Origin of the sequence: Treponema berlinense (assembly GCF_900167025.1) — a bacterium.
Lineage (GTDB): Bacteria > Spirochaetota > Spirochaetia > Treponematales > Treponemataceae > Treponema_D > Treponema_D berlinense.
The window spans coordinates 8,457-26,605 of sequence record NZ_FUXC01000003.1; the positions used below are offsets into that span (position 1 = coordinate 8,457).

Genomic DNA, 18,149 nt, shown 5'->3' on the forward strand with positions numbered 1-18,149 from the left:
AATTATAACTGATTAATTTTTCCGGTCAATCTGCAACAATAAAGAAAAAAATTGTAACTTTTTTCAAGCAAAGCCCACAATGAATTCTTTCCGAAAAAAAAGCCTTTCCATCATACCTTGATACAGTTTTCCTTGCGCGGAATTGCAACTGGCATTATGCAAAAATGGTAATTTTATTGCTAAGAATGTGCAATTATGTGTAAAAACTGTACGTTATAATATGCAAAAATGTGTAAAAATATAAAAAAAACAGTGCAAAAATGTGTATAATCTGCTATGCTAATTACAAAGTATGGAACGCAAAGCATTGCAGAAAATGGAGGAGTGGAAAAACTCTTCTCATAGAAAACCGCTTGTTTTAAAAGGCGCCCGTCAGGTTGGTAAAACCTGGCTTATGAAAGAATTCGGCAGGCGCAAGTATAAGAAGACTTTCTATTTTTCTTTTGACAAGGAAGAAAGCCTCCATGAAATTTTTAAGGTAAATAAAGAGCCGCATAGAATTATAGAGATTCTCGGCACAATTAGAGGCGATAAAATTCTTCCTGAAGAAGATTTGATTATCTTTGATGAAGTGCAGGAGTGTCCGGAAGCTCTGAATTCTCTTAAGTATTTCAATGAGGAAGCAAACGAATATCATGTTATTGCCGCAGGAAGTCTTTTAGGAACTCTTCTTGCAAAACCAATGTCTTATCCTGTTGGAAAAGTGAATCTTCTTGATATATATCCTATGGATTTTGAAGAATTTCTGAATGCTGTGGAACCTGTGCTGTTTAACTATATTGAAGAAACTCCTCCGGCGGAAATATTGAAAATTCAGCATGACAGATTGATAGAACAATACAGAAATTATTTGATCGTCGGCGGAATGCCGGATTGTGTATGCTCCTGGATGACAGAAAAAAATTCCGGAGTCGTTTTGCAAATACAAAATGAGTTATTGGCTCTCTATGAAAATGATATTTCCAAATACAACGGAAAGGTAAATGCCGGCCGCATACTTCTGGTAATGCGAAGCATTATTTCACAGCTTTCTAAAGAAAATGAAAAATTTGTTTATGGCTGCGTCAAATCTGGAGCAAGGGCACGTGAATTTGAAGAGGCAATCGAATGGCTTGTCAGCGCGGGAATTGTCATACGCATCTATGATGTTACAAAACCTGAACATCCTTTAAACGTTTTTGAAGATTTTTCCAGTTTTAAACTGTTCTATTTTGATGTTGGACTTGCAAAATGCGCCGCAGGTGTAAGCAATGAGGCAATAATACTGAATTCAGATTTTCAGTTTAAGGGAGCGTTGACAGAAAACTATTGTCTTCAACAGTTAAGAGGACAGTTCGATGTTGCTCCTCACTATTATTCTCCTTCCAGAAATTACGAAGTGGATTTTCTTTTACAAAATGAAACGCAGATAATTCCTGTTGAATGCAAGGATGGCGGAAATGTGCCTTCTTCCAGTTTCAAGCGCTACCGAAGGGAAGAAAATCCTGACTGTGCGATAAGATTCTCGGCATTGGAATACAAAGAACAGGAAGATATGATAAATGTTCCGCTTTACCTTGCAGACAGGATTAAACAAATGTGTAAAAAGTGATTCTTTCATGTTTCTGTAAACTGCATGGCTAATTATATCGGATTCCCAATCGTCCTGAAAATATCGCCTTTTATAAGAACCGAGCGCGCTTTTAGTTCAATCGGGATTTCTTCCTTTTCCATATTTAGCGAAGCAAGAAACTACGCGTTAGCGGCGAGCCACGGATGACGAGAAACATGTCTCCTCTTTTTCGTTGCATGAACTAAAAAGAAGAGAAGCGTCAATAGCAAAAGTTAAAATTTAAAGTCCGACATTTTTTCGCTTAATGACTTTACATTTGCAGAATTTTTCAGAACGTGTTCTTTTGAATCCGCCAAAGTTTCTGTAACTTTTTGAACAGATTCGTTAATCGAATTTACTTTTGTGTTTGTTTCGTAAGTTACTTTGTTCAAATTCTTCATTTCTATAGAAATCTGCTCGCCGCCTTTCAGCATTTCCGCCGCGCCGTCCTTTACAGTTGTTGTTGATTCTGTCAACCGGCTGATTCCTTCAAGAATCTGCTTGTTGCCTTCGGTCTGTTCTGTCATTGCGTTGGAAATTACAAGCTCTTCGTTCTGAACCCTCTTTATGAGAGAATAAATATTATTGAACTGGTCAGAAACGTCACTTGCATTTGTGGCAACCGAGTTGATTAATTCAGAAAGACTTCGCAGGTTTGTTTCAATGGATTTTGCGCGCTCATTGCTCTGCTCGGCAAGCTTTCTGATTTCGTCCGCAACAACGGAGAAGCCTTTTCCGAATTCACCGGCATGGGCAGCTTCAATCGCCGCGTTCATGGAAAGAAGGTTTGTCTGGCTTGCAATGTCCTGAATGACTTTGCTTGCGTCCATAAGCAATGTTGATTTTTCCAGAACTTCTTCGGAAAGCTCGCTTGCAATGTGGACTTTTTTCATTCCGGCTTCGGATGCGCTTTCAAGCTCCTGGACTGTGCCGTTGTTTTTCTTAAGGCTTGAAGTTACACCGTTTACGTTCGCAACCATCTGCTCGATTGCGGCCGACGACTGGTCAATTGCAGATGTCTGCTTTTCAATTTCATTGTTCAAATGGCGGATGTGCTTGATGATTTCTTCAACTGTCGCGCTCGTCTCTTCAACAGAAGCAACCTGATTTATCATTTCATTTTTTACAGAATTTGAGATGCTCTTTACGTTTGCGATTTCTGAAATTGACTGGTCAACGTGCTCAGAAACTTCAGATGAAACAGACAGCGTGGAATTTACGTCCTTGCTGATTTCCTGAAAAATAGTTCTTATGATTTTGTATGCGTTGTTCAAGTCGTTTATGATGATTCCGAAGTCGTTTCTTGTAACAACCTGCGCCTGCTTTATAGCATAGTTTTTTTCTGCAAGCGCACCCAAAATAGCTTTTTCCTGCTGAAGGTTGTTTTTTATGTCGTAAGCGGTAACTGAAGTTGTAAGTCCTACTGAAATAAAACTGAATACCGCTGCTGGGAAAATAACTTTCAGAACGCCGGAAACCGAAGAGTCGGATGCAACACTGGGAACCAAAAAAGATGCCGTAATAATTAGAAAGCAGCCCAAAAGATTTACAAGCGTCATCAAGATGATTCGCTCGCGGTTTGATGAAGTTACAACGGATTTATCAAACGGAAGCCAGTGCAGGAAGTGCTCGAAGCGGCTGTTGAAAACTGTGTAAAAGCTGATTCCGTAGAGAAGCATAAAGCCTGTGCAGATAAGAATGATTGAAAGATATGGCGAGGTTTCTTCAAAGGCTTCGAACTGGAGGCCTTTTAGATGAATTACAAAGCAGGCAAGAAAAGATATGCCAATTACTAAAACTAAATTTATTGCAAAAATTATTTTTCTGGAATATTTCAATAGAAGATTTATTTTCCTAATGACTTCATCTGTTCCGTCATAAGATTTGATTCTTTTTTTTAGAAATCCGAAAAAAACAAACGGACACAAAACCGCAATCACGTATGCAAGAATAGTGTAAGGAGAAAGCAGGATGGTAATAAATTCATCAATTGTGGCAATTCCAGTAATACATAGGTAAACTGGAGCCAGCAAGAATGGTGAAAACGAAGATAAAAGCAGCAGAAAAGGAAGCTTTACATAAAATAATTTTCTGTCAGTTTCTGAAAGTTTTTGTTCCATAAAAAATATCCCTTATTAGAAATATATTTTTATAACTAATTTTATATGTATCAAGTAAAATTTTAATTTATTTATGAAAAAGTATGAGAAATTAAAAATATTCAGATAGGCTTGACATTTCGAATGCATCATTTCAAAAAAGGACATAAAGAAGAAAAGTTGAATTAAAGAATGAGATACATGAACAGTCAAAAAGAAATTGATTCTGTTGTAAGAATTGCTTGTTGGATTATTTTGAATTTAGTATTCAAACAAGGAATTTTATCTCTTTGCTAAATTTTGCAATAAAATCTCTTCAATTATTTTTTTATTTTCTCTATGATGCCTCTTTTCAGGTCTTTTTTCAGTCGGCTGTAGATACTCTCAGAAACAGATTATAGCTTTCATTTAAAATATCCGCAGAGGTGTAAAATGACTTATGGATATATCCGCGTAAGCACGGACAAGCAGACGGTTGAAAATCAGCGGTTTGAAATCTGCGATTTCTGTAAAAAAGAAAATCTTGAGATTGACGGCTGGATAGAAGAGACAATCAGCGGAACAAAAAACTATGACAAGCGAAAACTCGGAGACCTGCTGAATCATGTTCAGAGCGGCGATCTGATAATCTGTGCGGAGCTTAGCAGGCTTGGACGAAGCCTGTTCATGATTATGGAAATTCTTTCAATCTGCATGAAAAAAGACTGCAAGGTTTGGACAATAAAAGACAACTTCCGTCTTGGCGATGACATTCAAAGCAAAGTGCTGGCATTTGCCTTCGGTCTGAGTGCGGAAATTGAGCGCAACTTGATTAGCCAGAGAACTAAGGAAGCGTTGAGACTGAAGAAAGCGGAGGGTGTCCATATTGGCAGAATAAAAGGTTCGCGAAATTCATACACAAAACTTACAGGAAAAGATGAATATATAAAACAACGGCTTTTGGAAGGTTGCACAAAAACACAGCTTGCAAAAGACTTGAAAGTTGACCGCACAACACTTTATCGATATTTAAAGTGGGGAAAAAAAACGACCCTCTAACTGCAACGGCAGGAACGGCTTTGACATTGTGATTGGTAACCCGCCGTATATAAAAGAATACGAAAATCGAGATGCTTTTGATGTTTTCAGAGAAGAAAGTCCATATTATATGGGAAAAATGGATTTATGGTACGGTTTTGCTTGCAAAGGCTTAGATTTGCTTACTACAAATGGACATTTGTGCTTTATTGCTCAAAACAATTGGACTACAAGCGCGGGTGCAAAAATTATGCGCAATAAAGTAATCAAAGATTCAAAAATATGCGAGATGATAAACTTTAACGATTACATGGTTTTTGAAAATGCAGATATTCAAACGATGATAATGCTTTTTGAAAAAAACAATGACGTTAACAATTATAACTTTGATTACAGAACTTTAAAAACGAACGCTGAAAAAGAAGATATGCTTGACCTGCTCGAAAAAAAGCAAACGTCAAAAACAAAATATCTTTCGCCAAAAATCAACCGCGAAAAAACAATTGGCAAACTTTTAACATTTAGCAATAATGATTTAATTTTTGAAAAAATTGCGCAAGAAAAATGTAATTTGATGGAAAAGGAAGCCACAAATGGAATACATACCCATCACGATTGTGTAAACAAAAAAATTCATGGGGTGTTTCCTGATTTGGAACTTGGAAAAGGAATTTTTGTTCTGTCAAATAACGAATTGAATAACCTTAATCTCGATAAAAAAGAAAAATCTTTGATAAAGCCTTATTTTACATCTGAACAAATTGAACGTTATTATACATCAAATAAAAATTGTTTCTGGATTATTTATACAGATTCAAGTTTCAAAAACAAAAATAGCATGGATAATTATCCAAAACTGAAATCTCATTTTGATAAAGTTGGAAAAGCAATTACTTCTGACAATAAACCTTACGGATTACATCGTGCTAGAGAAGAACATTTTTTCAAAGGTGAAAAAATAATTTCTCAAAGAAAATGCGTTGGAAGACCTGTTTTTTCTTATTCCGATTTTGATTGTTATGTACCTGCAATGTATTACATCATCAAAACAACACGCTGGAACATGAAATTCTTAACTGGTGTTCTAAACTCAAAATTAATAGCTTACTGGCTCAAAAATAAAGGTAAAATGCAAGGCACAAACTATCAGGTAGACAAAGAGCCGCTTGTGTCAATTCCACTGCCTTATCCACAAAAAATTAACAATAAAATAGAACAGCAAATCATCGCCTTAGTGGACAAAATCCTCGCAGCAAAAAAACAGGATTCTTCTATTGACACAACTGCACTGGAATCAAAAATCGATGAGTTTGTTTATGACTTGTACGGCTTAACAGAGGAAGAAAAAGACATTATCCGTAACAATTAAATTTCAATGGAATACGAGCCACATTTTGGAATTCGTATTCCATTGAATCATTGCTAGTAAATTACTATGCAAGAGTTAAAAAGAAGACCTGTTTTCCTTACTTAAAGATAAATTACCTTTAGCATTTTTGTTATCATTATACATTCAAAAAGTCTTCCGCAGAAATGACTTTTACAGGAGAATTGTAAAAACCTTTGCCAGCATCTCTTGTAACAATATAATCAAGTTTTTCAAAATCGGTGCATTTCATCTGGAATCCCTCTTCCAAGTCATTCCAATTATTATTTTGACATACAGCTGTATAAAAATTCTTATTCTCTAGAATAACTGTGAAAAAACTGCACAAATTCAAAATCAATGCTTTTCTTTCTTCAACAGTTTTGTCTTTTCTTAAAATGAAAAAAAATGTCAGAAAGAGAATGTGCTGAAATATATCCTTCATTTTCTTTTTTTACATATGAATTTATGATTTTTGAGGCATTTTCAGAAAACGGTTCCCTGCTTTGAATAAAATCCAGAATAATATTAGTATCAGTCAATATCTTCATATTTTTCTCTTAATGATTCTGAAAGTTCCTTGTCGGCGTCAATTTCTCTTGTTACTGTGCCTTTTATGCTGTTGAAATAAGCAAGCCCCTTTTTGACAGAATCATCTTCTTTCGCTTTTTTCTTGAAAATCAAAGATGTGATTTTTTGAGACAGTATTTCCAAGTCATGAAGATCCAGTTTGTCAATAGAATTATAATATTGCAACGCTAAATCTGACATATTTGCCTCCAATAACGTTCTGGTGTAAGCAGAAAATATTTCTTTAATGAATATAACATAAAAATCGAAAATTCTTTATGCTGTTTACCTTATTGGGAACAAAATAGTTTTTATTCCGTAAAAAAATTACGGCATATATTGAATTTTAGGAGATTTTAACCGATAATATATTATCCTATTTTGGAGCATGATATGTTAGCAAAATTTGCAGTAACCAATTTTCGCGGTTTTGAAAAACGGATAGAACTGGATTTGACACAACCAAGAGACTACGCTTTTAATTCTTTCGCAGTCAAAAACGGAATAATCAAAAATGGTATTATTTACGGTCCGAACGGTTGCGGAAAAAGCAATTTCGGACTTGCAATTTTTGATATTGTCTATCATCTTACCCAAAAATTCAAAAATCCTAATTATCTTCTTAACTATGCTTTTGCAGGTGCCCAGTCAAAACTTGTAACATTTGAATATACATTTAATTTTAACGGTCAGATTGTTGAGTATGTTTACTCAAAGGATTCACGAGCTGTTTTAAGAGAAGAGAAACTGACAGTTGATTCAAAATTGGTTTTTGAAAAAAGAATCGGAACAATTGAAATTGACGATTCTATCTTCCCTATGGAAAAAAATATTCGGAATAATCTTGCCCATAATGCGAACAATGTTTCTATAATAAATTTCTTGATAACCACGTACCCGCTTGATGAATCAAACTGTCTGATAAAGCTTCAGGATTTTGTAAACTCCATGCTTTGGTTCAGAAGTCTTGAGGAAAAAGAATTTATTGGACTTGAAACCGGAATATATATTCTTGATGAGTATATTATCAGACATAATTACATAAAAGAATTTTCAGCATTTTTGGAGAAAGTAAGCGGCCAGCATTTTGAATTTGTAAAGCCTGTACAAGGCGAAAAACTGCTTCGTGTCTATATAAAAGGCTTTCCTCAAATTTTCAATACAATAGCTTCAACAGGCACCAATGCGCTAACGCTTTTATTCTTTTGGTTTAAGCATTTGGAGAATGCAAGTTTTGTATTTATTGATGAATTTGATGCTTTCTATCACTTTAAACTTTCCTTCGATGTCTGTGATGAACTGTTCAAAAAAAATTGCCAGCTTTTTGTGTCTTCCCACAATACATTTTTAATGACAAATGATCTGCTTCGTCCAGATTGTAATTTCGTCTTAAAGGATAATAAAATCACTTCACTTTGCAATGCAACTGACAAGGAGCTTAGGGAAGGTCATAACATTGAAAAACTTTATCGTGGCGGTGCGTTTGACTTATGATATTGTTTGTGTTTGAAGGCGAAAACAGGGAACCAACTCTTTTTAAAACCTTGGAATATCTGTATTTTTCCAAAAACAAACAAATAAGAATTTGCTCTTACAAAAACAATATCTATGACTTATACAAGAGGATGAACGAGACAGATGAGCCTGAAGACATTGTTTCAATCCTTAAAAACAAGCTTGTTGCAGACAAAGATAATCCATTGAAAGAAATCCGCCGGCGTTCTGACTTCTCACAAATTTATCTTTTTTTTGATTATGACAGCCACAACAATAAAGATCAGAATATTTCAGATTCTCAGATTCAGAAAATGCTTGATTTCTTTAATGATGAGTCTTCTGACTATGGAAAACTATTTATCAATTATCCTATGGTAGAGTCTATTCGTTATGTCAAAAATCCTCTTCCGGACAACGACTATTTTAGCTATACAACTCAAATAAATTTGGGCAAAAAATTTAAAGAAAAAGCGAATTCAGAATCTTTTTATAAGAATCTTGATTTTATTACTTTTAGAATAAACCTTAAAACCTTGTCTCTAAAGATTCCTGAGGAAAAAGAACGGATTGAGAAGATCAGACAGAACTGGGAACTCCTCCTGAAGATGAACGTTCAAAAAGCAAATTTTATCTGCACAGACAAAAATGATTTTCCTGAAAATGAAGAAGACATATCACAAGATAAAATTTTCAAGAACCAGCTTGAAAAGTACATTGAACCGAAAAGAGAAGTTGCAATTTTAAATTCTTTTCCCTTGTTTCTGTTCGAATACAAAGACAAACTGAAATAATTCAAAGCATTTCCCATTTTTGCGCTTTTAGGTTTGTTCTATGATTTTTATTTCCTCATCCGTTAAGCCGTACAGTTTGTAAACTAGTGCGTCAATTTGCATTTCCAATGTGCTTGTGTCAGCAAGTTCACTGTCATTTTCGTGCTTGACACGGCAATCTTTCTTTGCCGCAAGGATTTTGTCTACCAATGCGATGATTTGTTGCTGCTGGATTGGAGTTGTGGAGGGGATTGGAACTCTCATTAGAAAATCTCGCTTGAAACGTAATCCTTTGTAACCTAATGCACCGCCACAGTAAAAGTTTTTATAGAAAAATGAAAAAGCCTTACTATTCAAAATTCCAAGTAAGTAATGTAGATTATCACCAAAAATCAAAAACGCAGTATCATTTGTGTAATATTTTTCATCATCAAGATAGAATTTCCCTGTGTTCTGAACTATATCAGCATAAATGATTTTTGTTTCTTCAAATCTGTCGATATAAGTACAATTTCTTAAATTCCAAAAATTATCGCCTTGTTCGCCGCGCTTCTTAAAATCTTTACCAAAACTTTCAAAGTATGGAATCAATGTCGGATAATCCTTTTTGACATTAATTGGCGGAATGTTCTTTGATTTTACTCCATTGTGTGTGCAAAGTAAATAGACATCATTGAATTTTGAGCCATAACGTTCCAGGTCTTTTCCGCGTAGAATCGGTTTTATGATTTCTTTGTTTTTCTTATCTAAAGCAATTAATTTCTCCGCTTTTTCTTTTGAAAGAATGAAAGTTTTGTTTGCACCTGTTAAAATTCCGTAATCAAGCTCAACATTAAAATCTGTAAGTCTTGTTGAAATTTTATCTAACTTTTCTTTTATGCTGTTCAAATTGAGATTCCTTAAATTCCAAATATCAGACTTGGATAATTTTGCGTTTGAGAACTTTATGTTAGCCAAATTTTTGTTTGCTATAGATGCAACTTTCGTAGTTTTCTCATATTTTGTTTTTTTGCAAATAAGAATATTTGTATCAACTGTTGCAGACTCAAAAATACCAGCACCTAAATCTAAAATGATTTCTGGAGAAGCTTTTTCTGCTATATACTTGCGAAGTTTTTCACCATAATTTGCAATAAGCCATTTGTTTGAAGTTATAAAACAAAGAATTCCATTGGAATTTAAAAGTTCAATTCCCTTTTCATAAAACAGACAATATATATCGCCTGTACTTTCAAAAGTTGAAAACCCCAGCTTTTTATAAGCAATTTTTTCACCAAGCCATTTTATCTGAATATACGGCGGATTTCCAATCACAATGTCGAAGCCGCTTCTGTTGCGGTCAGAGGGTCGGTTGAAAACATCGTAGAACCAAGTGTGCCACAGGAAAAACTGGCTGTTTTCGTGCAGGTCAAGTTTTGACAAGTCTTCTATTACTTTTGGTGGGAGCTGGCGTTCCTTTAAAAGCTGAATTATATTTTCCTTTATCTGTGCGCGGATTTTTGCTTTTGCCACATGGTCGTGAGGAATATAGAATCCGTTTATTGCTTGTGTTAGTTTTGCAATTGTTTCTCCGTTGTCAAAAAGGTTTCCTGATTCCTGCTTTGTCATATTGCTTAGGTCTTCGCCTTCAAAACTTTCAAGCAGGCTGTTTCCCTGCATAATCTTGTAGTCAAGGTTCGGCAATGGTAGCGGCTCTTCTTCGTCAACAATAATCGCAAGCCAGAAACGCAGGCGTGCAATGTCAACTGCGCCTTTTTCAATGTCTACGCCGTAAATGTTGTTTTTTACGATGTGCTTTTTAAGCTCAACTCTTGTTTTTGCTTCTCCGGTAAGAATATGAACGCATGGCAAAAGCTCGTTCAACATTCCCATAGGAAACGCTCCGCTTCCTACAGCAGGATCGCAGATTTTAACGTCAATCAAGGCTTTAAGAATAACCGCCTTTTCTTTTTCCGAGAATGATGAGGCTTCATGATTCAGAACAAAATTCCTTATCTTGTCTTTTGAGGCTGTTTCATCAGGTTTGAGAGTTTCGGTTTCCAGATATGCGATTAAACTTTCGCGGCACATATACTGGACGATTTCTTTAGGGGTATAGAACGCTCCTTTGTCCTTGTTGTCTTCCAGAAGATTTTCAAAAATCTTGCCAAGCATTTCCGGATCTACGCCGATTTCAACATCGTCCGGGTCAGTCTCGTCGATTGTGAAGTTGTACTGATTGAAGAATTCAAAAATAGATTCAAAATGTTCTTTCTTAAATTTAACCCTTTTCTTGTCAAGTTCATCTTCCTCAAAAAGTCCGCCGTTCAGATACGGAATCCTGATTTCGCTTCTGTAGATATTGCATACAGCTTTTGGCGCAATTGCTTCTTCTCCGCGGTCGCAGTTCAGGCTTTTAAAGAACAGAGGCTCAAGTGCCTGTTCGAGAAAATCATTTTTTACAGAGACGTCCGCATTCTTAAAAAGATTGTAGATAAAGTTCTTATCGCCGGTTCCCCATTTTGCGTTTTTTGGAACTCCGAGCCATCCTTTTTTCTGCAAAAACTGAAGGAACACAAGCCGTCCCAGCATCTTTTTTACAAAATCGCGGACAGCTTTGTCGTCTCCGTTAAAAGAATTTGCAAATTCTGAGGCAGCCTTCTTTGTCTTTTCTTCTACAAATTTTCCGCCCTTTTTTATAAAACGCTTTCCGCTTATGTATTCAACAAGGTCAGCATAGTGCTTACGGTATTCGTTAAAGAAATCATCGCTCAATGGGGCAACAGCGAACGCTTCAAGCATATTCTCATCTCTGATTGTTGAGAGACCTTCAAGTGTAGAAAATCTTTCTGCGATAGTCCTGCAGGAATGTTCCGGTCCGCAGAGATATGTGTATCGTTTTGCGCTTGTGCTGTTTTTCAGGGAGTCGGCTTTGTTTACATAGCTTACACGCCATTCTTTTGCATTGTCCGTAAAATGAAAAAAGATGAGCGCATTTGAATCGTTTTCCATGACCTTGCGGACACAGTTCTGGATATTGACTCTGCTTCTTTTTAATGCAACGTTGTCCTGCAGCTCAATATCTGCAAATGTTATTGGAAAACTGCCTCTGACTTGTGCGATAATCCTGAATGACTTTATCTGCTTTTTGTCTGAATCAGAAAGTTCCTGTTCATCTGTTAGAGTTGTGTCATTTGCTTTTACAAAAATCGGTTTTATAAGGCTTTCAAATAAAACTTTTTTTCCTGGATATTCATTTTCAAATAATGCCCTCAAGTTTTCCATAATATTTTCCCCAAATTATTTAACTATAAATTCAATTGCAATGTTTGCTTCGGATTCTGAAGAATGAGCATGTGTATATTTGTGCAGATAATCAATATCGGCTTCTATCTGAATCGTTCCAAGTCCTTCGTTCTTAAAATTCATTTCCAGAACTTTGTTTATCAGGCTGAAATTTTTATCTCTAATTGAATTTGAGATTTCATCAAGTTTTTCTTCATAGATTTCAGACATACCAAAATTATAAAGTGATTTTATTTTCTTGATTGCAGCTGAAATTTCCTTGTCACCTTTTCGGAGTTTGCTTTTCATGGAAAGCTCTGCATTCTGCTTGTCTGCGGCATAGCAGTTAATGACTGACTTTCTGTATTTTTCTATAAGTGTGATGTCTGTTTCCGTTTCTTTAAGAGTTGAAAGTGGTTTCAATGTTTCAAAAAATTCCAGCTGGCTGACTTTTGTCGCGCTTCCGTCTTCATTTGAAATATAAAGTGCGGAACGTAATGCTTTGCTGTTTTTATCTGTCTCTTTAAGCTCAGAAAATGCTTTCTTGTTTTCCGATTGTGTTGTTGAGACTATAGTGTTGCCAATGGAAGAAAGTTTTACATAATTGCTTTCATTGTTTTTCTTGAATTCTCTCAGTTCTGCGATAAACGGCATTATAGGTGTCTCTGAATCCTGAGCTTCATCGCGGATTACTTTGTCAAAGTGCTTAACTTCCTCTTCGCTTGAATAAATCTGGCTGTCCTCTCCAAAAAGCTCGTGAAATGCCTGAAGTTTTACATAAGTTCTGTTTTTGAGGTTTATCTGGCTGTCGCCCAAAGTTGACGGATAAAAATTGTAGTTCCATATTTTCTTTGCATCCGTGCCGATACGGTTGATTCTTCCTAAACGCTGCATAAGCCGCGTTGCGTTCCAAGGAGAGTCGTAGTTCAAAATTGAATTTGAGCGGTGCAGGTTTACGCCTTCCGCAAGGACATCGGTGGTGATAAGAATCTGATAATCGTCTTTTTTTGTTCCTTTATAGTTTGCGTCAAAGTTTGCGGCGATTATTTCTTTCATATCATCACGGTTTTTTGCAGTGATAGAAAGTACATTGCAGTTTGGAATAGGCATTTCGTTCAGCTTTTGCACAAGAGCTTTTTGGGTTGCGATACATTCTGTAAAAATGATAAGCTTGTTATTCTTGTTCCTTTTCGGATCAAGAAATTGCCTTGCGGTTTCAAATATAAAGGTGCTCATTTTTGGATCTGAAGTCTGAACGTCCCATTTTGTGCAAAGCTCGTCAATAAGGCGCAAATCATTGTTCAGATTCTCTATATAACTGTCAAAAAAATCTGCCCGTTTGTATTCCTGATTTGGACCTTCGTTTCCGTCGCCTGAATTTTTCTTGTTCGCCTTCTTTGCTTTTTCAGCCAAAACACAGAGTGTCTGCTCAAAAGTTCCATTTTTCGAGATATTCTCATCGTTTAGCTCTTTGTTTACATTTAGGTCAGGGCAAATAAAAATCCTGTCTGCATTCCACATTTTTATCATATTTTCTGTGTAGCGGTGCAGGTTGTGCAGGGATTCTTTAAAAGCCGCCTGCGAGCTTTCAAGACGCTTTACCAAAAGCAGTTCCATAATCTGCGCAAGACGCTGGGAAGTTCCTGTAACGCTCAGGTTGTTTATTTCGTGCCGTCTGCGGTTTTCTTCTGATTTTAGAAATTCAATCGCTCTGTAGCGGTAATAGCCAAGCCCGTCTTCTCCAGCCGTTGCTCCAAAGTCAAGAACTGGCTCACCATTCTCGTCTGAATCAACATGGCTTACCTGAGGCGCGATTATATTTATTGTGTTATTGAAAAGATTTCCAAGTTCTCCGTTCATTTCGTAAGGAATTGCTACCGGTTTTTGAATTTTAGGAAAACTTAATCCCTGATTTTTCATGTCTTCCTGATAAAAACGTTCTATGTCTGTTCTTGTGCGGCGTATTACAAGAGGCTCTACTATTCTTTTTCTGATGTCTTCGCTGTCTGCAATAAGAGCAGCCTTGTCATGTGCCAGCTCTTCTTTTGTTTTAGGAATTTTTTTGCCGTCAACAGTCTTTTCTTTCTTTATATATTCCTTGTAGTTATTGTGTTTTTCTGCAAAATAGTTTTCCAATTTGTTTCCGAATTTTCCGAGATTCTGCAAAGTGGAGCGGTTGTGCTCACGCTGAAATAAATAAATCTGATTTCTCAAATCGTAAGGCTCGTTGTTCTGCGGTGTTGCGGAAAGAAGCACAATGTATGGCTGCGGATTTATTGAGCCGATAAGGTCATCTAGCTTCTGGTACATTATTGTGCTGTCATTTCTAAAGCGGTGGCTTTCATCTACGATAATCATTCCGTATTCTTCTTTCTTAAATGCGGAATCAAAATCATTTTCGGCGATATATTCGCCTGTTTCATTGACATCATCAATGCAGCCGATTGTTGTAAGAGTTATAAAAGGATGAATCTTTTTTTCTGAAACTTCACCTTTGTCAAAATATTCGATTGAGTCTATCCAGCTTTGCTTGATTGCTGGCGGAGTAATAATAAGAACTGGATTCTTAAGGCCTGTCTCAAGCAGGTGTCGTTTTGCCACCATAAGAGCTGTAAATGTTTTTCCAAGACCTACAACATCTGCAAGAATAAAGCCGTGATGCTGCTTCATTATTGAAAATCCCTGGTTTACAGCCTCCGCCTGATAGGTAAGACGCTTGAAATTCGGATCCTTCGGCATATAGTCATCGGGTGTGATTTTTCCATTAAAGCTGATTATTTCATCAAACTGGTCGATAAGAAATTTTATGTAGGTTTCGTAAGGAGAAAGCACCGTATAATTTAAAATTGCAGTGTTTTTTTGTTTTTTGTCATCCAGCACTTTCTTTGCGATTGATGAAGGACGGAGAATCTGCTCAAGAAATTCCTTTGACCAGTCCTCCGACAAAGCCCACTTTTCATTGAACCAGAAAATATGTCCTTTTGAGACATTTATACCGTTTGGTTCTGCAGTAATAATTTGAGAAAGGGTTTCAAGATAATTCAATTCTGAGTTTTCTTTTAAGCCTTTCTCTGTAAAATTGCTGCTTCCTATGATTCCGTATGAAATTCCTTTTCCGTAAAAAATATAGCACTTTGAATGTAGAAACTGCTTTTCTTCATTTTCATTTTTTTTGAAGATATGAATCTCTATTTTGTCTGTTTTGCCGAGATATTTTAAAAGGAACGAAACTGCGTTTTCATATTCAGGTTTTACTTCAATTTCGTTTATGTCTGTGCGGATAAATTCTTCCGGCCAGTTCTTTATATCTTTGTATTTCGGATTCTTGTTGTACTGCGCAAAAAGATATGGGTCTTTGCCTATTAAAAGCCGGAGCTTAGTATTGTCTCTTGCCAAAAAGGCATTGAGCTCATATGCAAGAACGGCAGTTCCCGGAATATCCCAATAGCCCGTGGCAATGTCAATATGATTGATTTTTGGATTTCTTAAAATTTCTTTTATTGTATCTGCAAGCTTTAGATTTTCTGAATTGTCTATTAAAGTGTTACCTATCATTTTCCGTGCTTTATCCAGCCTTAATTTTACTATACTATTGGAATTTTTGCATCGTAAAATTCTGCTTCGCTTAAAAGGCTATTTCTTCCGCTTCCAATCCTGCCTCCTTTCCGCTTCCAGCCGGAACTTCTTTCCTGCTAGAGCAAAAAGCATCTTCCTGTTCTAAGCGGAACGTCTTTCCTGTTAGAGCAGGAATCTTATCAACAACAGGCAGCAGCTTTCAAATCGAATCGTTCTTTAAAGTGTAAATTTTGACAATTTTATACTTGACAATGACAAGTTTGTAATCTATATTGTTTTTAGGAGGTTAATGCTAAAAACGAATAGAAAGTGCCGCAAAATAAAATGGCGATTGCGGCGGATGTGCCGTAAGGCAAGAATTGAATTAGGAATTGAAATAATTATGGAAAGCATGGCTGTTAAAGACAGAATCGGTAAACTGCTTTCGGAAACAGGAATGAGCCAGAAGGCTCTTGCCGATGCAACTAACTTGAGTGAGGGGGCGGTTTCCCACTACCTTAAAGGGGATAGGGTTCCGAAGGGTGCAATCCTTCTGAACATAGCAAATGCGCTGGGTACGACGGTCGATTATCTTACTGGAAAAAGCGACGATGCCCATAAGTTCTCATCAGAACAGGAAATTGAACAGGCATTCGAGCTTATCGCGCGCAATGCCAAGACTCTGACCGATGAGGAGCGCAAAAGGTTCGCGAAAATTCTTTTTTCGTAAGATGAGGTATGAATGGAAAGAGCGGTTCAGCTTTTGGGAAGTGAATATGATGAGATAGAAGAAGAGGCGAATTGTCTTTTTGAGGATTTGGGAATAAAAAAATATCCGGCGGACTGCTTTGAGGTTGCTCGCCTGCTTGGAATTGAGCTTGTAAAATATTCAGATTCCTCAGATGAGGACAGAAAATTTATGACCTCAAAGTATGAGGAGGGGTTTTCCACGATGACGGCAAAGTCAAGGTACGCGATTTACTACAATGACTCGCTTCCGCCTTGCACCGTCCGTTTTACAATCTGGTATGAGATTGCCCATATACAGCTCGGGCACTTGTACGAGAATCAGGGAAAGTCGGCGGCCAGGATGAAAGCGGAATGCAACCGTTTTGCAACTTATGCTCAGGCTGCAATGCCGTTCGTGATAAAGCTTTCACCGTGCTGTCCGGATGAGCTTATGCAGGAATTCGGGCTTGGCTGGACTTGCGCAAACTATGTCTTTGACAGTTATATGCGCATAAGGCAGTACCCGAATATTGTGAGAAGAATTCTTTCAAACAGGATTCTTGATTTATTCAGTCCAGAACAAGTGCTGGAGGAGGCTGTATGAAAAATGAAGCAAAAAATTAAGCCCTTAGGATTTGCCGAAAACATTTGCGGTGCGTAAGGCATTTCTTAAGGGCTTTAAAAAGACACTCCAGACGGAGAATCTTCAAATCTGATTTTAGAAGTATACTCCTGTCTTTCGTGTCTGGTCAACAGAAAATCTTGCGAAAAGCGGAAATTCTGTTCAGTGTGGAAAAGGAAACTCACCTTTTTATAACAGACAGTCCAAAAACGGACAAGGAACTTACTTATGAGTACAACTACAAACATTAACTATTCGGACACAGATGGAAGCGGAAATCTCACTCTGTACAAAAATTACTTTGACAATGGCGGAAAATATTACGCACGTTTTGACCGGCGCAATGTTACGATTGACAATCTTATAGCACGCACGCAGAAAAAAGACATCGGCGTGAACGCCATAACTGCAAAGCACATTCTTTCCCTGATAAAAGCGGAAATAATAGAAGCATTGCAGCGCGGCGAAAGCGTGAACCTCATGGACTTGGGAACTTTCTATATTGCGGCAAGCGGCACAAGCGGAAATACCGCTGAAACCGCAGAAATAAAAAAATTGCTTGTAAAGTTCACTTCGTCAAAGGAAACGAACGAGGCGGTCTCAAAGCTGGGGATAAACAGAATCGTGATTGCGGATTCAAGCCCCTCAATTGATTCTGTTACTGACCTTTTTACAGGGCTTAATGACGGAACTCTTACATCTAAAAAAGCCGCGAGACTTGACGGCGGCAGACTGAAAATTTCTGGCAGTGATGGCGGAATTTTCTTTGCCGAATGTGACACAGACGGGATTTATTCCGAAGATGAAAGCTTGTGGCACAAGGTGAACCCGGAGTCCATAATGCGAAACCTTTCAAAGACGCTCGAATTCTTCCTGCCAGAAAGCCTTGAAATCGGCAAAAGCTACAGGATTATCCTGCGCACAAACAGCCGAAAAGGAAACGAAGACAAAAAGACCTTTGTTTCCGCAGTGTCTGACATTGTCACTGTAAAATAAAAGCGGTGATTCTGTAATTAACTCTACTATGCTTGGAAAACCACATAGTGGAGTTAATCGTTGTTAATATTAT

13 protein-coding genes and 1 pseudogene are annotated in these 18,149 nt (G+C 37.0%); 8 read left to right on the top strand and 6 right to left on the bottom strand.

The window, feature by feature from the left end:
* Positions 1 to 292: 292 nt before the first annotated feature.
* Positions 293 to 1,591 carry an ATP-binding protein gene (locus tag B5D47_RS03585; RefSeq protein WP_078930461.1) on the top strand — a complete coding sequence of 433 codons (1,299 nt, stop codon included), beginning with the start codon at positions 293 to 295 and terminating at the stop codon, positions 1,589 to 1,591.
* Between the two features lie 233 nt (positions 1,592 to 1,824).
* On the opposite strand, the gene B5D47_RS03590 is transcribed toward B5D47_RS03585, so the two are convergent.
* On the bottom strand, positions 1,825 to 3,711 hold the full coding sequence (locus tag B5D47_RS03590) for a methyl-accepting chemotaxis protein (protein ID WP_078930462.1): 1,887 nt from the start codon (positions 3,709 to 3,711) through the stop codon (positions 1,825 to 1,827).
* A gap of 411 nt (positions 3,712 to 4,122) precedes the next feature.
* Between B5D47_RS03590 and B5D47_RS03595 the strand changes: the two genes are divergently transcribed.
* Positions 4,123 to 4,728 carry a master DNA invertase Mpi family serine-type recombinase gene (locus B5D47_RS03595; protein WP_078930463.1) on the top strand — a complete coding sequence of 202 codons (606 nt, stop codon included), beginning with the start codon at positions 4,123 to 4,125 and terminating at the stop codon, positions 4,726 to 4,728.
* Between the two features lie 16 nt (positions 4,729 to 4,744).
* Positions 4,745 to 6,076 (top strand): annotated as a pseudogene (locus B5D47_RS11915) (Eco57I restriction-modification methylase domain-containing protein); the annotation flags it as partial.
* Between the two features lie 136 nt (positions 6,077 to 6,212).
* Here the strand turns inward: B5D47_RS11915 and B5D47_RS11505 are convergent.
* Genes B5D47_RS11505 through B5D47_RS03605 form a run of 3 tightly spaced genes read right to left on the bottom strand, consistent with a single transcriptional unit; the run spans position 6,213 to position 6,844 of the window.
* Positions 6,213 to 6,518, bottom strand: coding sequence for a hypothetical protein (locus B5D47_RS11505; protein WP_200806547.1), 306 nt, complete (start codon positions 6,516 to 6,518; stop codon positions 6,213 to 6,215).
* Entirely contained in the window at positions 6,448 to 6,624 is a 177-nt protein-coding gene (locus B5D47_RS11270) for a type II toxin-antitoxin system VapC family toxin (protein ID WP_143592600.1), read from the bottom strand. The genes B5D47_RS11505 and B5D47_RS11270 overlap by 71 nt, the downstream gene beginning before the upstream one ends.
* Positions 6,608 to 6,844 carry a hypothetical protein gene (locus tag B5D47_RS03605; RefSeq protein ID WP_078930465.1) on the bottom strand — a complete coding sequence of 79 codons (237 nt, stop codon included), beginning with the start codon at positions 6,842 to 6,844 and terminating at the stop codon, positions 6,608 to 6,610. Before B5D47_RS03605 ends, B5D47_RS11270 begins: the two co-directional genes overlap by 17 nt.
* Positions 6,845 to 7,036: 192 nt before the next feature.
* On the opposite strand from B5D47_RS03605, the gene B5D47_RS03610 reads away from it, so the two are divergent.
* Complete coding sequence (locus tag B5D47_RS03610) at positions 7,037 to 8,137, top strand: AAA family ATPase (RefSeq protein WP_013700574.1); 1,101 nt, start codon at positions 7,037 to 7,039, stop codon at positions 8,135 to 8,137.
* Positions 8,134 to 8,931, top strand: coding sequence for a hypothetical protein (locus B5D47_RS03615; RefSeq protein ID WP_078930466.1), 798 nt, complete (start codon positions 8,134 to 8,136; stop codon positions 8,929 to 8,931). Before B5D47_RS03610 ends, B5D47_RS03615 begins: the two co-directional genes overlap by 4 nt.
* Before the next feature lie 27 nt (positions 8,932 to 8,958).
* On the opposite strand, the gene B5D47_RS03620 is transcribed toward B5D47_RS03615, so the two are convergent.
* Positions 8,959 to 12,174, bottom strand: a complete 3,216-nt coding sequence (locus B5D47_RS03620; RefSeq protein WP_078930467.1) for an Eco57I restriction-modification methylase domain-containing protein — start codon at positions 12,172 to 12,174, stop codon at positions 8,959 to 8,961.
* 15 nt (positions 12,175 to 12,189) lie between these two features.
* A complete protein-coding gene (locus B5D47_RS03625; protein WP_078930468.1) occupies positions 12,190 to 15,729 on the bottom strand; it encodes a helicase-related protein in 3,540 nt (1,179 codons plus the stop codon).
* A 361-nt stretch (positions 15,730 to 16,090) separates the two neighbouring features.
* Between B5D47_RS03625 and B5D47_RS03630 the strand changes: the two genes are divergently transcribed.
* The 3 genes from B5D47_RS03630 to B5D47_RS03640 all read left to right on the top strand — a co-directional run bounded on the left by B5D47_RS03630 (position 16,091) and on the right by B5D47_RS03640 (position 18,076).
* On the top strand, positions 16,091 to 16,459 hold the full coding sequence (locus tag B5D47_RS03630; RefSeq protein WP_159443481.1) for a helix-turn-helix domain-containing protein: 369 nt from the start codon (positions 16,091 to 16,093) through the stop codon (positions 16,457 to 16,459).
* 12 nt (positions 16,460 to 16,471) lie between these two features.
* The gene (locus B5D47_RS03635; RefSeq protein WP_078930470.1) at positions 16,472 to 17,062 is read left to right on the top strand and encodes an ImmA/IrrE family metallo-endopeptidase; all 591 of its coding nucleotides are present in this window, start codon (positions 16,472 to 16,474) and stop codon (positions 17,060 to 17,062) included.
* A 246-nt stretch (positions 17,063 to 17,308) separates the two neighbouring features.
* Positions 17,309 to 18,076, top strand: a complete 768-nt coding sequence (locus B5D47_RS03640) for an HU family DNA-binding protein (protein ID WP_078930471.1) — start codon at positions 17,309 to 17,311, stop codon at positions 18,074 to 18,076.
* Positions 18,077 to 18,149: the final 73 nt, after the last annotated feature.

What these genes read in the sequence shown, in the direction of transcription:
- B5D47_RS03585 (WP_078930461.1), top strand. Translation starts at nt 293, where the DNA reads ATGGAACGCAAAGCATTGCAGAAAATGGAGGAGTGGAAAAACTCTTCT.
- B5D47_RS03590 (WP_078930462.1), bottom strand. Translation starts at nt 3,711, where the DNA reads ATGGAACAAAAACTTTCAGAAACTGACAGAAAATTATTTTATGTAAAG.
- B5D47_RS03595 (WP_078930463.1), top strand. Translation starts at nt 4,123, where the DNA reads ATGACTTATGGATATATCCGCGTAAGCACGGACAAGCAGACGGTTGAA.
- B5D47_RS11505 (WP_200806547.1), bottom strand. Translation starts at nt 6,518, where the DNA reads ATGAAGGATATATTTCAGCACATTCTCTTTCTGACATTTTTTTTCATT.
- B5D47_RS11270 (WP_143592600.1), bottom strand. Translation starts at nt 6,624, where the DNA reads ATGAAGATATTGACTGATACTAATATTATTCTGGATTTTATTCAAAGC.
- B5D47_RS03605 (WP_078930465.1), bottom strand. Translation starts at nt 6,844, where the DNA reads ATGTCAGATTTAGCGTTGCAATATTATAATTCTATTGACAAACTGGAT.
- B5D47_RS03610 (WP_013700574.1), top strand. Translation starts at nt 7,037, where the DNA reads ATGTTAGCAAAATTTGCAGTAACCAATTTTCGCGGTTTTGAAAAACGG.
- B5D47_RS03615 (WP_078930466.1), top strand. Translation starts at nt 8,134, where the DNA reads ATGATATTGTTTGTGTTTGAAGGCGAAAACAGGGAACCAACTCTTTTT.
- B5D47_RS03620 (WP_078930467.1), bottom strand. Translation starts at nt 12,174, where the DNA reads ATGGAAAACTTGAGGGCATTATTTGAAAATGAATATCCAGGAAAAAAA.
- B5D47_RS03625 (WP_078930468.1), bottom strand. Translation starts at nt 15,729, where the DNA reads ATGATAGGTAACACTTTAATAGACAATTCAGAAAATCTAAAGCTTGCA.
- B5D47_RS03630 (WP_159443481.1), top strand. Translation starts at nt 16,091, where the DNA reads ATGTGCCGTAAGGCAAGAATTGAATTAGGAATTGAAATAATTATGGAA.
- B5D47_RS03635 (WP_078930470.1), top strand. Translation starts at nt 16,472, where the DNA reads ATGGAAAGAGCGGTTCAGCTTTTGGGAAGTGAATATGATGAGATAGAA.
- B5D47_RS03640 (WP_078930471.1), top strand. Translation starts at nt 17,309, where the DNA reads ATGAGTACAACTACAAACATTAACTATTCGGACACAGATGGAAGCGGA.